Source organism: Sorangium sp. So ce176 (assembly GCF_051519835.1).
GTDB lineage: Bacteria > Myxococcota_A > Polyangia > Polyangiales > Polyangiaceae > Sorangium > Sorangium cellulosum_G.
Window position 1 is genome coordinate 10,761,483 of record NZ_CP150371.1, and the last position, 18,726, is coordinate 10,780,208.

Annotated in this window: 7 protein-coding genes and 1 tRNA gene; 4 read left to right on the top strand and 4 right to left on the bottom strand. The window is 72.0% G+C overall.

From position 1 onward, the window contains the following. Positions 1-26 precede the first annotated feature (26 nt). Complete coding sequence (locus WMF42_RS40685) at positions 27-464, top strand: hypothetical protein (protein ID WP_437688401.1); 438 nt, start codon at positions 27-29, stop codon at positions 462-464. A 39-nt stretch (positions 465-503) separates the two neighbouring features. Here WMF42_RS40685 and WMF42_RS40690 read toward each other — a convergent pair whose 3' ends face one another. Then, complete coding sequence (locus WMF42_RS40690) at positions 504-1,007, bottom strand: cyclic nucleotide-binding domain-containing protein (RefSeq protein WP_061612664.1); 504 nt, start codon at positions 1,005-1,007, stop codon at positions 504-506. Between the two features lie 355 nt (positions 1,008-1,362). Next, positions 1,363-1,797 (bottom strand): GNAT family N-acetyltransferase, encoded by a 435-nt coding sequence (locus WMF42_RS40695; protein WP_061612665.1) that lies wholly within the window; start codon positions 1,795-1,797, stop codon positions 1,363-1,365. 172 nt (positions 1,798-1,969) lie between these two features. On the opposite strand from WMF42_RS40695, the gene rpe reads away from it, so the two are divergent. The 3 genes from rpe (at position 1,970) to WMF42_RS40710 (ending at position 4,375) form a co-directional block, all read left to right on the top strand. Then, a complete protein-coding gene (gene rpe, locus WMF42_RS40700) occupies positions 1,970-2,683 on the top strand; it encodes a ribulose-phosphate 3-epimerase (RefSeq protein WP_437688403.1) in 714 nt (237 codons plus the stop codon). Continuing rightward, positions 2,680-4,134, top strand: coding sequence for a hypothetical protein (locus WMF42_RS40705; RefSeq protein ID WP_437688405.1), 1,455 nt, complete (start codon positions 2,680-2,682; stop codon positions 4,132-4,134). The genes rpe and WMF42_RS40705 overlap by 4 nt, the downstream gene beginning before the upstream one ends. A gap of 154 nt (positions 4,135-4,288) precedes the next feature. After that, positions 4,289-4,375, top strand: a tRNA-Ser gene (locus WMF42_RS40710). Here the strand turns inward: WMF42_RS40710 and WMF42_RS40715 are convergent. Together WMF42_RS40715 and WMF42_RS40720 are read right to left on the bottom strand one after the other, a co-directional pair. Next, positions 4,345-4,623 (bottom strand): hypothetical protein, encoded by a 279-nt coding sequence (locus WMF42_RS40715; protein WP_437688407.1) that lies wholly within the window; start codon positions 4,621-4,623, stop codon positions 4,345-4,347. The two genes, WMF42_RS40710 and WMF42_RS40715, sit on opposite strands and share 31 nt — an antisense overlap. 60 nt (positions 4,624-4,683) lie before the next feature. After that, complete coding sequence (locus tag WMF42_RS40720) at positions 4,684-18,726, bottom strand: SDR family NAD(P)-dependent oxidoreductase (protein WP_437688409.1); 14,043 nt, start codon at positions 18,724-18,726, stop codon at positions 4,684-4,686.

Below are 18,726 nucleotides of genomic sequence, written 5' to 3' on the forward strand. Positions count from 1 at the left end.
CGCAGGGTGCTATGAGGAGAGGGCTTATGCGTAAGCTTGTCGTCCTGGGGTTCGGGATGGTGCTCGCGGGCTGTGGCTTCAACCCACAGCCCGAGCCTCCGCTCACGGGTATCGGCTGCGTCGACTGCGAGGGGAGCGTCGGCGCGGCCGGGGCAGGCGGGGGAGATACCGCTGGCGGCGCCACTGGAAACGACCCCGGCAGCGAGGCGGGCCCGACCGGCGCCGCGTCCACGGGAGCCGGCAGCACGGGCACCTCCGGCGAGACCAGCCCGGGGGGCACGGGCGGCGCTGGCGGCGCGGGTGACGAGGACGGTGCCGGCGGCGAGGGCGGTGCTGGTGGCGAGGGCGGCGCGGGCGGTGCTGGTGGCGCGGGCGGTGCTGGTGGCGAGGGCGGTGCCGGCGGCGCTGGTGGTGCCGGCGGCGCGGGTGGCGCCGGTGGTGTGATCGGAGAAGGCGGCGCGTGACGCGACGGTTGGGCTGAGCGCCCCGGCGATCGCGCCGGCTCAGATCCCCGGGCGCCGTGGCCGCGCGTACTCGTCGAGCATGTTCGCCACGAGCTCGGCGAGCAGGCTGTCCGCCACACGGAGGCGGCGCGACATCTCGCGCGCGATGTTCAGCACGAGGAGGGTGTACGACCTGAGATCGCGCCGGTAGAGCGCGTCGAGGTCGTGCGCGGTGACGCGCATCAGGCGCGACGGGGCGATGGCTCGGACCGTCGCCGAGCGGGGCATGACGTCGAGGATCGACATCTCGCCGAACCAGTCGCTCGACCCCAGGACCGCGACCCGGGCCTCGACGTCGCGCTTGGAGCGCTTGAGCACCTCCATCTCGCCCGCGAGCAGCACGAACATCTCGCGGCCGCTGTCGCCCTCGCGGAAGGCGACCGCCCCGGGCTGCAGCTCGACCAGCTCCAGCGTGTCGGCGAGGCCCTCGAGGACATGGTCGCCCAGGCCGCCGAAGAGGCCGATCTCGCGGAGCTGCGCGACCAGCTCAGGTCTCCGGCTCACTGGGATGCTCCGAGGGCGCCCGCGGCGACCGTCCTGTCGGCCGATCCCACGCCGCCTGCCCGCAACCCGACGCCGCCCACCAACACCGCACCAACATGCTCGCCTTCTCGCATCGCTCCACCTCGCGGCCTCGAGCCGATGGTTCCCGCCGAGAGCGTACGCCGCGACACGAGGACGTCAACGCTCGCCCTCGCGAGATGCGCGCGATGTCCCGCGCGATGCCCCGCCCGATGTCCGACCGGCGTCGCCCAACCCGACGCGCGCGGCGCGCGCCCCGTGGGATCGGGCGATCGGCGCGCGCGCCGCGACCGCGTCGTGGCCGCTCCGCCGCTGAGCGCGCCGGGCGTGATCACCGCTAGAGATCCTTGGTGAACACGATCCGCGGACGCCCAGGTCCGGCGTAGTCCTCGACCTCGGCCGCCGACCAGCCGACCGCCGCGTGGAAGCGCACCGAGCCCTCGTTGCCCAGGGTCGTGATCGCCTTGAGCTGCCGGCACGCCTCGCGACGACAGTCGTCCTCGAACGCCGCATAGAGCATGCGACCGACCCCGCGACGGCGGTAGTCGGGGTGAATGCCCACGAGGTGCACGTAGCCGACCGCCGCGTCCGGGCACTTGAAGCCGAGGAGGAAGCCGACGAGCAGGCCGTGATCCTCGACGACGCGGGCGAGACGGCCGAGCTCGTAGAAGAAGATGGGGTGCGCGAGGGCGCTGGTCGGGCCCGCCCACCACCGATCGATCTCGCCCACGATCCGGTCGTAGTCGGGCTTCGTCAGCGGCCGTGTCTCCATGCATCACCTCACTCGAGCGGTTCGGAATCGTGCCTCGGATCTGCTGCGGCGGCGCGCAGACACGAGCGCCTCGCGCAGACCATCGCAGCCTAGCAGCCGCGACGGCCTCCCCGTAAGCGCGCTCGTGGATGCCTCGCTAGCCGCCGCGCGTCACGCCTGCTAGCGCTAGCATGTGCGTCACGAAGGAATCATCGTCGCTCCGTCGATCCTGTCCGCTGACTTCGGCCGCCTCGCCGACGAGGTGCGCGCCGCAGAGGCCGCCGGCGCCGACTGGATCCACGTCGACGTGATGGATGGCCGTTTTGTACCGAATATTACGATTGGCCCCCTCGTCGTTCGCGCGGTCCGCGCCGCGACGCGTCTTCCGCTCGACGTCCACCTGATGATCGTGGAGCCAGAGCGCTACGTGGCCGAGTTCGCGGCCGCCGGCGCCGATCGGATCTCGGTCCATGTCGAGGCGTCGCCGCACCTGCACCGGACGCTGCAGCAGATCAGGGACGCGGGCGCGCGGCCCGGCGTCGTGCTGAACCCGCACACCTCGGAGGAGTCGATCCGGCACGTGCTGCCGGATCTCGATCTGGTGCTCGTGATGAGCGTCAACCCGGGGTTCGGCGGGCAGCAGTTCATCCCGGGGTCGCTCGCCAAGCTGCGGAGCCTGCGCCAGGCGATCGATGAGGCGGGCCTGGACATCACGCTCGAGGTCGACGGCGGGATCGCGCCGTCGACGTCCGGGCAGGTGGTCGCCGCCGGCGCGAGGGCGCTCGTCGCCGGCGCGGCGGTGTTCGGCGCGGTGAAGCGGGGGGAGGAGCTGTCGTTCGAGGCGCGCGTGGCGCGGTATGCGGAGGCGATCCGCGCGATCCGCGCGCCCGCCGGGGCGCCCTCGTGAGCGAGCGCGGCGAGGCGAGCGCGCGGGGCGCGGCGGCGGTCGCCGCACTGGTCGGGGGAGCGCTCGTCGGGACGGGCGCGCTGGTCGGCTGCGGGCCCACGAGCGCGCCCGCGGCGCCGGCGCGGGCGCAGGCGCCTGCCGCGGCGCGCCCTGCGGCGCCGGCGGCGCGTCCGCCGGCGGAGGGCGCAGGTCCGGTGGAGGGCGAGATCGACGAGCAAGAGGCTCGCCTGACCAAGGAAGAGGTCGCGCGGGTGCTCGCGCTCGTCGCGAAGGCGCGCGGCCTGCCCGTGCTCCGCGACGTGCGGAGCCGCGTGCTCGCCCGCGGCGAGATCCTCGAGCGGGTCCGCGCGCACGTGGAGCGAGAGATCCCCGAGGGCGTGCTCGACCATCAGCGCGAGGTGCTCGCGGCGCTCGAGCTCATCCCGGCCGACTACGACTTCACCGCCGGGATGTACCGCCTGCTCGAGGGCCGCATCGCGGGCTTCTACGAGCCGGACGACCAGACGATGTACCTGGTCGACGATCTCAGCGAGAGCGAGGCCGAGGAGACGCTGGCGCACGAGCTCGTCCACGCGCTGCAGGACCAGAGCTTCTCGCTGGGGAAGCTGCTCGATTACAAGGCCGGCGACAGCGATCGGCTGGCGGCCACGCACGCGCTCGTCGAGGGCGAGGCGATGAGCGCGATGTTCGACGTGCTGGTCGGCTCGGCGTTCCAGGTGGACGAGTCGATGCTCCGGAAGCTCGTGGCGATGTCGACGGCGCTGTCGTCCGTGGGCGACACGCCGCTCGTGCTGCAGGAGTCGCTGGGCGCGCCGTACACGGACGGCTTCGAGTTCGTCCAGGCGCTGCGCCGAGACGGCGGCTGGGCCTCCGTGGACGCGGTGTGGCGCGCGCTGCCGGAGACCACCGAGCAGCTGCTGCACCCGGACAAGCTCGCGGCGCGCGAGCCCGCCGTGGAGGTGGCGGTCCCGACGGCCGCCGCGCTCGGTCCAGGGTTCCGCGTCGTGTTCGACGACGTGATGGGCGAGCAGGCGCTGCGCATCGCGTTCGCGGCGTATGCGCACCGCGACGCCGCCATCGGCGCGGCGGCGGGGTGGGGCGGGGACCGGTTCGCGGTGGCGCGGCGGGACGACGCGCAGGACCCGACGCGGCGGGAGTTCGCGCTGGCGTGGCGGCTGCGGTTCGACAGCGCGGGCGACGCGGCGGAGGCGGGGAAGCTGATCGAGCGCCGCTTCGGGAAAGCGTGCCAGAGGCGCGCGGGGCTCGGGCCGATCGCGTGGACGGCGCGCGGGAGCGACGTGGCGATCGTCGCGGGGCCGTACGAGCGGCGCGGGGGAGGGGAGGTGAGCGCGGTGGGGACGTGCGCGGGCGCGAAGGCGTGGCTGGCGGAGGTGATGAAGGGCGGGGTGGGGGCGCGGGGCGGGGTGAGCGGGGAGAAGACGCGGAGGTAGGGAGAGAGGCGGGAGGGGACGGGAAGAGGAGAGGGGAGGGGGCACGGGGGTGCGACCGGGGCGGTACGCGCTGCGGCGGGGAGGGCGCGGACGACAGGGCGGCGTTGACAGGCGGCGCCGGAACGGGCAGAAAAGCAAGTCGTTCTGAGTATTTGGAGGAGTGGCCGAGCGGTCGAAGGCAGCGGTTTTGAAAACCGCCGTTGGGGCAACTCAACCAGGGGTTCGAATCCCTTCTCCTCCGCTGAGATGATTGAGGATTTGCGCGACCACGCGGCCGCAGGTGATGGCCTGCCGAACGAAGAGCAGGTCGGTGTCCAGGTTCACGTCGCACCAGCGGAGGCCGCGCACCTCGCCGGCACGTAGGCCGGCGTAGGCTGCGAGCGCGACCGCAGGACGGACGTGCGGGTCCGCCGCGGCCATCACGGCGTCGACCATCTCGGGCGAGGGCGGCTCGTACACCTTCGACTTCACCCGGTTCAGCCGGGGCAAGTCCGGCTTCTTGTCGTGATGGCCGAGCCCGACCGCGTTGCCGATGATAGCGCGCAGAGCTCAGTCTCCCTGCGCCGCGCCTGCTCGCGCGATGATGAGGCTCTGCGGCAGCTCGTGCCGCGGACCGAGCGGAACATCGAGGACCTCGACGTCGCGGAAGCCCGAGGCCTCGAGCGCTCGCGTCCAGGCCTCGAGCCGCAGGACGGGCGAGCCCTCGATCCGGAGCTCGCTGTCCTCGTAATGCCACCATCCAGGCAGCAGGCCGAACGTGAGCGTGTTGAAGTCGAGCCGCTGGGTGAGCTCGTTGAGCACGAGCAGCCCTCCCGGCTTGAGCAAACGGCGGCACTGCCCGAGGCTCGCGGCGATCCGCCGGGTCGCGTGGAGCACGTGGCTCGCGACGACCACATCCACGCTCCACGGCTCGAATCCCTGCGCTTCCGGCGAACTCCCCACGTCGAAGGTCGTGAACTCGGCAAACGGGTAAGCCCCGGCGAGCTGCTTCTTCGCGCTGTTCAGGAACCCTACCCCGACGTCGGTGTAGAGGTACCGCAGCCTCGAGGCGTGCGGCTTCAGCGCTTCCAGCAGGAGCGCGCTCGTCCCGCCGGCCCCGGCGCCCACGTCGAGGATCTGCACCTTGGCGTGCCTGTAGCGCCGGGCGTGTTGCCGCACGTGCTCCTCGACCCGCTCGGCGAGGAGCCGGCCGTGAAGGTCGTCCTGGGGGTTGAGCTTGCTGACCAGGTCGGTCGAGCCGCCGGGGAACAGGACATCGGCGGGATTCCGACGGCCATCCATCACCTCGAGGACGGCCGACTGGCAGGCGGTGAGGAGCTTCAGGCAAGGCTCGATGTCGGGGCACGACGCGCGGAGCGCTTCGGCCGACGCGGCCACCTCGGCCTCATCGCCCAGAAGCGCCGCCTCGGCGAGCCTGGGCCCTGCGGCGAGCCGATCGTCCTCGCGGCGCAGGTAGCCCTCACGAGCGAGCATGTCGATCGAGGCGTCGAGCAGCCGTGTATAGCGCGGGAGGACGTTCAGCCTCCGCCGGAGCTCGTCTCGGTGGAAGGTCTCGCCCGGGGCGGGCAGCGCCCCCGCAGCGCGGAGGCGCCGCGCCAGGAGGTCGTGGCCGAGCCGAGTCGCCCCCTTCAAGCCCTCGTCGAACCGCGCGAACCGATCGGCGTCGACCGGCGGCGGATCCCGGAGGACCTCCTTGATCGCGCGGAGCGCGATCGAGAGCGTCGGCTCCTCGAGCATGTTGAAGTGATCGTTGTCGAGCTCGACCACCCGGAAACCTTTGCGGAAGAGCTCTCGCCACGGCTGGGTGTAGTCGTAGCCCTCGAGCATGTCGACGGACCCCCAGTACATCGCGCTCGACTTGCCGACGAACCCGTCCATCGCCCGGAAGAAGAGCACGTCCGACGCGTCATAGGGCTCCATCCTGCTCTCGTAGAGCTGATAGATCCCCTCCGCGAACTCGGAGCACAGGAGCCCTCCGCGAAGGAACAGGAAGATGTCGTCGGCCGACATCCGCTTGCTCCCGCGCTCCGCGGCCATCTTGGCGAGCTGGGCGAGCTGGAGGCACGCCGGGAGGTGGGCGACGTCCTCCTTCTTGACGAGCAGGTGGGGGTTCTCCTTGACCCTCAGGAAATTGTTCACGAGGTGCAACGGAAGGAAGCCGCCGTCATGCTCCATCTCTCCTTCCCCGCCCCCGAAATGGCGCCGGAACACCTCCTGCGTCGCTGGATAGGTGTCGAGCAGGATGAGGTGGCGGATCCTCTCGCCCTCGGCTTGCAGCCGGCGCGCCGTCTCCAGGGCGATCAGCCCTCCGAAGGAGTATCCGCCGAGCACATAAGGCCCCTTCGGCTGCACGAGCCGGATGCAATGCACGTAGTGCTCGACCATGTCGTCGAGCAGCTGCGGCATGGCGAGGCCGTGGGTCCCGCGCGCCTGGAACGCATACACCGGATAATCCGGCCCGAGGGCGTCCGACAGGCTCTGGATGCCCACGGGGTGCCCCGTGGCGCCGGGCATCCAGAACGAGATCTGCCCGGTGCCCTTGATGTTGATGGGCAAGAGCTCGGGAGGCAGCCTGGGGGCCTGCGCCGGAGCGCGCTCCCGGACGCGGCGCTTGCGCGGCTCACCTGCGGCCTCCTCTCCGGTGAAGAGCTCGGCATGAACGAAGCTCGCGAGGGTACGGAGCGTCGGGTGCTCCACGATGGCGCTGAGCGGCAGCTCGCCCCCAAACGTCTCCTGAACCGTCTGGAGGATCACTGCATTCAGGATCGAGTCGGCGCCGTACTGCCGGAGCTCCGTGTCCTCATCGAGCTCGCCGGCATCGATCTTCAGCTTCTCGGCGAGTATCTCCCTGAGCTCGGCGCGCACGCGGTCCTCGCCCGAGAGCAGCCCGCCCGCGTCGGCCTCCTCCGCCAGCGCAGGACCGTGGGGGCCGGCGACGGGGGCGGCGAGCCGCGGGAGCCAGTGCCGTGTCCTCTCGAAGGGGTAGGTCGGGAGCGAGAGCCGCACCGGCCTGGAAGCGCCGTGGAGACGGGTCCAATCGACCGATGCGCCGCCGGTCCAGAGCGCCGCGAGGCCTCGCAGATCCCGCCGCGCGAGCAGCGCGTCGACCGCGGTCCCCTCGCCCGCCGCCGCCGCAGGGCCGTTCGCTGGGCTCACCGGGCGGCGGAACACGCCCTCGCTGCGCTCCCCGCGCAGCGAGAAGGCGTGGAGCTTCTCGGAGAGCTCGCGCGTGGAGCGAGCCACGACGGCGAGGCGCTCTTCCATCGCCTCGCGGCCCACCTGGAGCGTGTACGCCAGATCCAGGAGCGGCAGCGCTCCGGACGCGGCGGCGCTGCCCCCGGTCTGCGTCGCGATGTCCGGGCGCGCGGCGACGAGCTCGCGGGCCATCTCGGCGAGCGTGCTGGAAGGGGCCCTCGCCAGGGCACCGCGCTCCGCCCCGTAGGCGCCGGTGATGCGCTCCCACAGCTGCTCGCACAGGAACGCGTCGAAGCCGAGGTCTTCCAGCGCCTCGTCGCGCGAGACCTCATCCGCGCGCACGCCGAGCAGCTCGGCCGCCATGGCGATCAGCGCGCCCTCGACCTGCTCTCCCGCGACGCCGCCCCCGTCCGCCCGCGGCGCTGTCGTGCTGGAGTCCAGGAACCGCGCGAGCGACCGCGCGACCTCGCGCAGCCGTTCCTCGGTGCGCGCGGACAGCACGAAGACGTGCTCTCGCCCGTCGTCTGCGGAGGCGCGGGCCGGGGAGAGATGCTCCTCGAGGAGCACATGAGCGTTCACGCCGCCGAACCCGAACGAGCTCACTCCAGCCCTGCGAGGCAGCTCACGGCCCCCCTCGTCCCGGAAGCGCGGCCAGTCCTCGGGCGCGCTCACGATACGAAACGGGCTCCCGGAGAGCTGGATATAAGGATTCAGCTCCCTGAAGTGCAGATTCCCGGGAATACGGCCGTGCTTCATCGCCAGGATCACCTTGAAGATCCCGGCCATTCCGGCGGCGTTCTCGAGGTGGCCGAGGTTCGTCTTGACCGAGCCGACGGCGCACCGGGGCTCCGTCAGCTCGGGCTGCTCGGCGCGGCGCCGGAGCTCGCGGAACGCCCTCTTCAACCCGTTGATCTCGATGGGATCGCCCAGCGCGGTCCCGGTCCCGTGGGCCTCCACGTAGCCGACGGTCGCTGGATCGATGCCGCCCTCCTCGAGCGCGCGCACGATGAGCTCCGATTGCGCGTTCGGGTTGGGCGTGGTCAACGTGTTGACCCGGCCGCCGTGGTTGACCGCGCTGCCGCGGATGACCGCATGGATATGGTCGCCGTCGCGGATGGCCCTCGAGAGCGGCTTGAGGATCAGGGCGCCGACGCCCTCGCCGCGAACATAGCCGTTCGCGTCCTTGTCGAACGTCTTGCACCGCCCATCCGGGCTCAACATGCCGGCGCGCGCGAACGAGATGTAGATCATCGGCGAGATGAGGAGGTTCACGCCGCCCGCGACCGCGACTTCGCAGCTCCCCGCCCACAGCGCCTCGATGGCCGATCGCACCGCCACGAGCGAGCTCGAGCACGCCGTGTCGAGCGCGAAGCTCGGCCCGCTGAAATTCAGCAGATACGAGACGCGGTTCGCCAGGACAGAGTGGAGCATGCCTGTCGTCGTGTAAGCCTCTATCGGGACACCCGCTTCCCGAAGCAGATCGTGGTAATCAAACGACCCGACCCCGACGAAGAGCCCTGTCCTCAGCCGCGCCAGATCCGACGGCCTGTAGCCCGCCTCCTCGACGGCCTTGTACACGGATTGCAGGAACAGCCGCTGCTGCGGATCCATGAGCTCCGCTTCGCGCGGAGAGATCCCGAAGAAGCGGGCGTCGAACTTGTCGACCTCCTCGAGGAAGCCGCCCCATTTGCTGTTCGTCTTGTTGGGCTCACGGAGCGGATCGCCGAAGTACTCCCGCCAGTCCCAGCGATCGGCCGGGATCTCGGTGACAAGGTCACGGCCGTCCTCGAGATGTCGCCAGAACTCCGCGAGATCCTCCGACCGGGGCATCCAGCCGTGCATCCCGATGATGGCGACAGGCTCCCGCGCAGCCGCGCCGGACGGCGCCTGCGTTGACGGCACGGCCGGCGTCTCCGCGGCGCTCGGGACCACGGCGCTCGAGGCCACGGCGCCTGCTTCCGCTGCGCTCGAGGCCACCGGGGCGAGCACGCGTGTCGTGAGCTGCGCGGCATGCGCCCCGAGCAGGTGGTCGGCCAGCGCCGCCAGCGTCGTGTGCTCGAAGAACGTGGCGGGCGTGATGTCGGTCCCCAGCGACTGGTTGACCTGGTTCGAGAGCCGGGTGAACGCGATCGAGTCAAAGCCATAGCTGCCGAGCTCGGCGTTCAACTGCATCCTGCTGGGATCGAGCTTCACGAGCGCCGCGGCCTCCTCGATGAGCCGGCGCTCCAGCGCCGGCCTGAGGGCATCGCGCGTCACGCTCCCCTCCTGAGGCGATGCCTTCGCGCCGCGCTCCGCCGCGCGCCGCGCGTCCGGCTCGTCGCGCCCCGGGGCGCCCCCGGGGGGCGCCCCCGCGGCGCCGAGCTGATCACGCAGCTTCGCCGCATCTCCGGGGATGAACAGCGTGGCCCCGGACGGCATTGCCAGCAGGGCGGAGAACGCGGCCAGCCCGACCTCGGTCTCCAGCGGGGACAACCCGAAGCTCAGCCGCAGCGACTCCTCGGTGGCCGCGTCCGCGCGCATGCCGCCGTCGCGCCAGAGCGGCCAGCCGATCGAGAGCGTCGCGCCCGACCGCAGGCCGGCGCGGCGGAGCCCCTCGCGCCACGTCGCAAACGCGTCCAGAAAGCTGTTCGCGAACGCATAGTCCGCCTGGCCAACGCTGCCGATCACGCCGGCCAGGGAGGAGAAGAGCGCGATGAAGTCGAGCGGCTCCTGCCGGGTCGCCCCGTCGAGGTGGAGCGCGCCCCAGACCTTCGGCGCGATGACCTCGCGCACGTCGCCGTCGTCCTTGTTCACGAGGAACGCGTCGCGCAGGACCCCCGCGGAATGGATGATCCCGTGCACCGCGCCCCACGCGGTCTTCGCCGCGTGGACGAGGGCGCCGGCGTCCTCGGCGCGCCGCACGTCCGCGCGCACGTAGAGCGCCTCGCCGCCGGCGGCGCGGACGTCGCGAACCGCGGACGAGACGCGCGCGTCGGCCGCAGATCGGCCAGCGAGCACGATGCGCGCCCCGACCGCGGACGCGAGGAAACGCGCCACGTGAAGGCCGAGCCCACGCGCGCCGCCGGTCACGATGTACACGCCCCCTCGCCGCAGGGGCGTGGCTCCGCGATCGCGATCGGGCTGAAGCTCAAGCCAGCGCTTCACCGAACGGTGGCCACCGCGCTCTCGCATCTCGAGCCCGCGCTCCCAGACGCCCTGGAGCTCATCGACGAGCGCCGAGGCGGCGCCGTTCGCGCGCCCCTCGGCGAGCGCGTCGAGCTCCGCCTCGGGCAGCTCGACGAGGCGGTGCGCGATCCGCGGGCTCTCGCGGCTGGCCGTCCTCAGGAGCCCGCCGAGCGCCTCGTAACACGGCTGCCCCTCGGAGCTCGAGCCGGGCACCGCGCAGAGCAGGCGCACCCGTGCTTTGTCGCTGGACCGGCCGAGCGCCCGGAGCATGTGCAGCAAGGGAAAGAGGCCGTCGTCGAGCTGCGCCTGCACCCGCTCTTGCCGCGCCGTGAACGCGCCGCGCGGCCAGGCATGGACGATGTCGAGCGCCGCGCCGCTCGGGCCGACCGCGGCGAGGAGCGACTCGAAATCCGCGCCCGAGGCGGGGTTGACCTCGATGTCGAGCCCGCTCACCGCGTGGAACGTGCTCCCCGCCGTCACGACGGCCGTGCGCCGGCGCGCGCGCGGAGCGCGCCGATCGAGCTCGGCAGAGAGGAGCCGCCCCGCCGCTCGGGAGCGCGCGAACAGGATCACCGTCTCCGCCCCGCCCCCGGCGGAGGCCGCCGGACGCGGGGGCGCCTCGACCCACGCCGGGCGAAGGAACACACCTTCGGTCCGCGCCGCCGCGCCGGCGGGCGAGCCGGCTCTCTGCCATGGGCGCAGCCAGAGATCGCGGACCCGGACGACGACGCGGCCTTCCGGGTCGGCGAGCTGCACCTCGAACCTCTTCCCGCCGGGAGTCGACGCCTTCAGCGCGACATGAGCGAAGCACCGTCCCGGGGTACGGCCCGAGATCTCCACGTCTCCGATCGTGAAGGGGATGTGCAGCGCCAGGATCCCCTCGCGCAGGCAGATCAATCCCATCGTCGCCTGGAGCGCCGAGTCCATGATCGACGGGTGGATCACGAACCGCTCGAAGCCGCCTTCCAGGTGACGCGGGAGCCGGATCTCCGAGAGGGCTTCCGCCTCGCCCAACCTGAGCTCCTGGATGCCCTGATAGCTCCGGCCGAGCCGCAGGCCGAGCGCGTGGATGCGCGGGTAAAAGTCCTCCGCGGCGACGCGCTGGTCGCACCGCGCCCTGATCGCCGCGAGGTCCAGCACGTCACCCGACGTTCGCGGCTCGCTTCCGGGCGCGTGGGACTCCACCTTGCCCTGCCCGTGGACCGTCCGTCCCCCGTCGAGGTCGAGGCTGTACACCTCATAGTCCGCGCCCGCAGACGTCGGGGTGAGCTCGATGTGAATGCGACGTGGCGACGCCACGGCGATCGCCGCGGGCCAGACGTTGCTCTTCACCCGGCGGACACCGCGCCCGAGCGCGGCCATCGCCGCGCGCGCCATCTCGATGTAGCCGACCGCAGGGAAGATCTTGTCGTCGTCGACGAAATGGTCGGCGAGGAAGAACTCCTCGCCCGTGAACACGACCGAGAAGCGCGGCACCGCCGCGGAGGTGTCGCCTTCCTGGACAAACGGGTGCTCCGCTGTGCTCGCGCCCCCGGCGCGCGGCCCTTCATCGCGCGGCTCGCCCTGGACCTCCGGGATCCAGTACCGCTCGGCCGCGAAGGGGTAGCCTGGCAGCGAGACGTGCCGCAGGGGGGCGGCGTGGAGCGCCTCCCAGGGGACGTCAGCGCCCACAACCCAACGCGATGCGAGCGACGCGAGATCGCGCCGGCTCGATGCCTCGGCGGCCGCGGCCCCCCCGCCGGCGCGGGCCGCCTCTCGATCGCGCCTGTTCGCGACAACGTTACCCCACCAGGAGCGACCGCCCGGAGCGCCGCCGCCGTACGCATCGAGCTGCTCGATGAGCGCCCCGAGATCGGAGGCGAGGAGCGCCAGGCGCTCCTCCATCGGCTCGCGCCTGACCTGGAGCTGGTACGCGATCTCCGACAGGCGCTCTTCCCCGGCACGCTGCCGGAGGTACGCGGCCATCCTGCGGCAATGCTCGCGGAGCCGCTCCTGGTTCCTCGCGGACAGCACGACGAGATGTTCGCCCCCCTCCTCGCCGCGTCCGAACGGCTCCGGGCCGAGGTGCTCTTCGACGATCACATGAGTGTTCGCGCCCCCCGCGCCGAACGAGCTGATCCCCGCGCGCCGCGGGAGCCCTCGCTCGCGCCCGTCCTCGCGGACGACGAGCCGCGGCCAGTCCGAGAGATCGCGCTGGACACGGAATGGCGAGGCCGTGAAGTCGATGCGCGGGTTCGTCCGCTCGGCGTGCAGCGAGGGCACGAGCCGGCCGTGCCGCATCTGGAGGACCACCTTGGTCAGGCCGGCGAGGCCGGACGCCGACTCGAGGTGACCGATGTTCGATTTGATGGACCCGATGGCGCAGTTGCCGTGGGCCAGCTCGCCGCCGCTCGCCTCGCGGAACGCCCTGGTCAGGCCGGCGATCTCGATCGGATCCCCGAGCGACGTCCCGGTGCCGTGCGCCTCGACGTACCCGACGGTCCGGGGGTCCACGCCTGCGCTCCGCAGCGCCTGCTTGACCAGCTCGGCCTGGGCGTTCGGATTCGGGACCGTGAAGCCGTTCGTGCGCCCGCCGTGGTTGACCGCGGTCCCCTTGATGACGCCGAGGATGCGATCGCCGTCCGAGAGCGCCGACGCGAGCGGCTTGAGCACGAGCGCGCCGACGCCCTCGCCCGGAACGAACCCGTCGGCGAGCTCGCCGAAGGCGTGGCATCGGCCTCTGCGCGAGAGCATCTGCATCTGGCAGAGCCAGTCGTACTTGGAGGGGTGAAGGTACAGGTTCACAGCGCCCACGATCGCCGCCCGACACTCGCCGCGTCCGAGGCTCTCGCACGCGAGGTGAACGGCGGTGAGCGACGACGCGCACGCCGTGTCCACCGGCATGCTGGGCCCGCAGAGATCGAGGTAGTACGAGACGCGGTTGGCGATCGACCAGGGTGTGGAGGTCGGGATGGACTGGCTCCCTCTGCGCCATGCGTCGGGGCCGTGCAGCAGATAGGAGTACGTGGTGACGCCGACGAACACGCCCACGCTGCGGCGGCCCGGGTCGCCGAGCCGGCGCGCGGGGTAGCCCGCGTCCTCCAGCGCGCCCCAGGCTGCCTCGAGGAACAGCCGCTCCTGTGGGTCTATGAGCTCCGCCTCGCGCGGAGAGATGTTGAAGAACAGGGGGTCGAACCGGTCCGGCCCGTCGAGGAAGCCGCCCCATTTGCAGTACATCCCGCCGGCGCGCGCCGCCTCCGGATCCTCGGTGAAGCGAGCGCGGAAATCCCAGCGCTCCAGCGGGATCTCGGAGATGCAGTCCCGCCCCGCCTCGAGGTTCCGCCAGAGCTCGTCCAGATCTCGGGCCATCGGGTAACGGCCGCTCATCCCGATGATCGCGACCCCCTGGAGAGGCGCCTCGCGGTGCGCGTGGCGCGCCGCGCTCGTCGGGGTCGGGCCGACCTCGGAGCCCACGTCCGCGAGCGGCGCCAACGCCGCCTGCGGGACGCGCTGCGCTTCGACGAGGGCAGGCGCGCCCGGCGCCCGGGTCGACGTGACGGCGAGCGCCGCGTCGAGCTCGCGCGCGCGATGCCGGGCGAGGTGCGACGCGACCTCGGCGATCGTCCGGTGCTCGAACAGGAGCGTCTTGGAGACGGCGCCGAGCTCTCTCTCGACATGCACGTTGAACTGGCTGATCAGGATCGAGTCGATGCCGTATTCGTCCAGCCCGACGCTCGGGTCGAACTCGGCCTCGGGCCGATCGAGGAGCTGCGAGAAGACCTTCTTCAGGTAAGCCGTCGCGCGCTCGACGGCCACGCCCGTCGCCTCGGCGCGCTGCGCCGGCGCCGGAAGCGACAGGACGGGCTCTTCGCCCCGGCGGCCGCCGTCGAGCTGCGCGAGCGCGCGGTCGCGATGGCCGTAAATGAGCACGAGCTGACCCGGGGGGCGCTCGAGCGAGGTGAGCGCAGCATCGAGCGCCGCGAGCCCCTCGGCCGCGGGCATGGGCACGATCCCGTGACGGGCGGTGAAGATCGTGTTCCCATCCTCCCGGACCCGCATCCCAGCGCCGTCCCAGCGCGGCCAGTTGATCGCGAGGGTGCGCCCGGAGCGCGCGCCCGCGGCCCTTTGCTGCTCGCGCGTGGCGGCGAGCGCGTCGAGGAAGGCGTTCGCAGCGGCATAGTCTGCCTGGCCGACGTTCCCGGTGACCGACGCGAGAGACGAGAACAGGACGAAGAAGTCAAGCGGCTCGCCGAGCGTCGCTGCGTCCAGGTTCAAGGCGCCGAGCACCTTGGGCGCGAACACCTCGCGAAACTGGCCAAGCGTCTTGCGCAGGAAGAACGCGTCCCGCAGCACGCCGGCGGCGTGGATCACCCCCGACAGCGGCCCGAAGCGCGCTCGTACCGCCTGCACCAAGGCGCGGGCCTCGTGCGGCTGCGACGCGTCGGCCTGGAAGTAAACAGCCCGCGCCGCACCGTCGCGCCCCTCGTCCTGGTAGCGCTGCGCGAGTCTTCGCTCCAGGTCTTCACGGGCCCGCGAGCGCCCGGCGAGCGCGACCTTCGTGCCCGGCGTCGAGAGCAGGTGCTCGACCACGCGGAGGCCGATCCCGCCCGCGCCTCCGACCACCAGGTACACACCGCCGGCTCGGACGCCCCCGCGGGGGTCGCCAGCCGTCGCCGGGGCGCGCGCGCCGAGCTCGGTCACCTCCTCGTAGCGCTTCACCAGCCGGACATCGCCGTCGTACCGGACGACGCTGGCCTGCCGCGCATCGCGCAGCTCGGCCGCCACGCGACGCCCTACCCTGTGCCCGTCAGCGGGGTGGTCCACGGCGAGCGACCGGAGCTTTATCGTCGGATGCTCGCGCTGGAGACACCGGCTCAGCCCCTCGACAGCGGCGGACTCGGGGCGCACGTGCCCGCGCTCCAGCGCGTGGACATGGAGGACCTGAACCGCGCGCTCCGGCCGCTGCTCCATCAGCGACTGGGTGAGGAGGAACAGCCCGTAGACGCCGGTCTCCAGGCGCGCGTCGACGTCATCGGGGGCGCCCGCCGGCGCGAGATCCCACAGGTGAACGATCTGCGATGGCAGCGGCCCCCGGCGCCGGAGGGCCTCGAACAACCGGACGTAATCGTCCTTCTCGGCCGCGCGCACCACGAACGCGCCCTGCACCTCCTCCCCGAAGCGCGCTCCCGGACGGACCCGGTAGATGTCGCGCGCCCCGAGCGACGAGGCGGCGATCTCCGACGCGCCGCCCGCGTCGAACACCAGGATCGGCCCTGGCACCCCGGCCGAGGCTTCCGCCGGCGCGACGGCGTCGTCCCGCCGCCACTCGGGCCGCAGCCACAGGAGCTCGGGGCGCTCCTCGACCACCGTGCGCTCGGCAGGCGGCGTCGCGGCGGAGACGGCAACATCGCCTGTCTGCCCCACCTGCGGGCCGCGCGGATGTGGGCGGAGGACCGGCCCCAGCACCATCTCTACGCTCGAAAAGGGATACGTGGGGAGCGGGACCTTTCGATGGCGACCCTTCTCGAACCACCGCTGCCAGCGGATGTCGGCGCCGCGCAGCCACATCTCCAGGAGCGGCCGCGCGAGGAGGTCGCCCTCGCCGCCCCGCGGGTCGATCGAGACGACATCAGGGCTCGGAGGCCGCCCGCGCGCCGCGCCGATCAAGAGCACCGCTCCGCCGTCCGGCGCCGCGGGAGAGGAGCTCTCAGCGAGCGCGCGCGCGAGCCACCGGCGCACGTCGCCGAGCTCCGCGGGCGCCCTGCAGCGACCCCGGAGGACAGGATAGGGCTTCTTCGTGTCGACGAGGTGAACCCGCTGCTGGGCCTCGCTCGCCGCGACAGCGAAGCGCTCCTCCTCGCCCGTCATGAGCGCGAGGAGATCGTCATACGAGAGGACGCCATCGACGAGCAGGTCGAGCAGCTCCTGTGCTTCGGTGTTGCCCAGGATGCGCTCCGGAGGGAAGCCCCATTTGCGGTTCAGCCGATCGAGCGCGTTCTGGATGGCGAGCGAGAGGACGCGTGTCTTCATCGGTTCCTCGTCGACGCGAGACGGAAGCTCGCTGTCCTTCAGCGCCGCCCAGCCGCCGCGATCGCGCGATCGCAGGGCCTCGTTCCACTCGTCCAGATAGCTGCGGAACGTGTACTGGCTGCTGGCGAGGAGCCGAGCCCTGGTGAACAGCTTCGAGGCCTCGTCGTTCCCCACCTCGATCCCATCGAGCAACGCCCGAAGGTACCGGGCATCGAGCAGAACCCGGTGGATCGTGCGCCCCGTCAGCGGGTCGACGAACGGGAGCTCCGGCCGCCGCAGGGCGACCTCCGCCGGCCCCGCCGCCGCGAGCGCAGCGGCGGCGCTCCAGTCGAGCATGCCCGTCATCGCGAGCGCTGCCCACAAGCCCTCGCCCCTGCTCGAGATCGCGGCCGGACTGAAGCCGAGGCGCGCGAGCGCGCCACGCAGCACATACGCGAAGAGGCACCGCTCCGCCGCGCCTCGCTTGCCGGCCAGGAGCCGCGCGAGGCGGGCCTTTCCTTCGCCGCGCGCGTCCTGCTCCAGCGCCTCCACAGCGCTCGCGAACGGCCGGGTCGCGAGCAGCGCGCGCAGCTCCGCCTTCGGCGGGAGCTCGACATCGCCTGTGCAGAGCAACCACGGCTTGCGGCGGCCGCCGCCCGAGAGATGCGGGGCTGCGTCGAGCAGCGCGCGGACCTCGCCCTCGGTCGAGACCAGCCCTCCGACCCGGAACGGGAAGTGCTCGCGGCCTGTGGCGAGCGTGTGGCAGACGTCCGCGAGCGAGGCCTCGGCGAGCGCGCCGCTGCGGAGGTGGCGCCCCCAGCGCTCGACGAGCGCGCTCAAGCCGTCGCGCGTCCGGGCAGAGAGCATGAAGGGATACGGCCCGCCGCGCTGCGCCGCGCCGCGCCGCGGCGGGCTGCGGCGTGTGTGCGCTTCGACGATCAGATGGGAGTTCACCCCGCCAAAACCGAAGCAGCTTATCCCGGCGCGGAGCGGGGCTCCGCCCTTTGCAGGTCGCCAGTCGACGAGCTCCGTCGCGAGCTTGAATGGGCTGTCCGCGAAATGGATGAGCGGGTTCGGCGTGCGGATGTTCAGCGTCGGCGCGATCTTCCGCGCGCGAAGCATCATCAGCACCTTCACGAGGCCGGCCATCCCCGCCGCCGATTCGAGGTGGCCGATGTTCGTCTTGACCGAGCCGATCCAGCAAAATTGCTTCGCCTGCGTGCGCTCACGGAACGCCTCGATGAGCGCCTCCACCTCGATCGGGTCGCCGAGGGACGTGCCCGTCCCGTGCGCCTCCACGTACGTGATCGTCTCGGGCTCGACGCCCGCCTGCGCGATGGCCGCGCCGATGACCTCCCGCTGCGACTCGACCGTGGGCGCGGTGAGGGTGAGCCGCTGGCCTCCATGGTTCACCGCGACGCCACGGATGACTCCATGGATGGAGTCGCCGTCGCGCTCGGCGTCGTCCAGGCGGCGCAGGAGCACCACGACGACCCCTTCCCCCGGCACGAACCCGTTCGCGTCCTTGTCGAAGGTCTTGCACTGACCGTCGGGGCTCAGCATCCTCGCCCGCGAGAACGAGATATACCGCCACGGGTGGAGGTCGAGGTTGACGGCGCCCGCCAGGACGTAGTCGGCGTCGCCCCGCCGCAGCGCCTCGACGCCCTCGTGGATCGCGACGAGCGACGAGGCGCACGCCGCGTCGATGGTCAGGCTCGCTCCGCGCAGGTTGAACGCCTGGGAGAGCCGGTTCGCGAGGATGCACGCGTAGTTCCCGAGCGCCGTGTGGCTCTCGACGCGGGGCTCTGCACCGGCGCCCCGCTGCAGGTAGTCCCCGGAGATCGCGCCGATATACACCGAGGTGCGGCGGCGCTGGAGATCGCGGAGCGCGACGCCCGCGTCCTCGATGCAATGCCAGGCCTCCTCGAGCAGCAATCGCTGCTGGGGATCCATGAGCCTGGCCTCCCTGGGCGAGATCTTGAAGAACTCGTGATCGAACGCGAACGGCTCATCGATGAGCCCGCACCACTTGCTGATGACCTTGTTCGCCGCGGCGGCGTCGCTCGAGTAGAGCTCGGCAGGGTCCCACCGGTCGGGGGTGATCTCGCGGATGGATCTCACCCCCATCGACAGGTTGCGGAAGAACTCGTGATGGTCCCGCGCGCCTGGCAGGCGGCAGCCTATCCCGATGATCGCCACCCGACCGTCCCGCGGCGCAGGACGCTTCTTCGTGTTCCCGCCCAT

Excerpts from the sequence above, each read along its gene's own strand:
- WMF42_RS40685 (WP_437688401.1), top strand. The coding sequence starts at position 27 with ATGCGTAAGCTTGTCGTCCTGGGGTTCGGGATGGTGCTCGCGGGCTGT.
- WMF42_RS40695 (WP_061612665.1), bottom strand. The coding sequence starts at position 1,797 with ATGGAGACACGGCCGCTGACGAAGCCCGACTACGACCGGATCGTGGGC.
- WMF42_RS40720 (WP_437688409.1), bottom strand. The coding sequence starts at position 18,726 with ATGGGCGGGAACACGAAGAAGCGTCCTGCGCCGCGGGACGGTCGGGTG.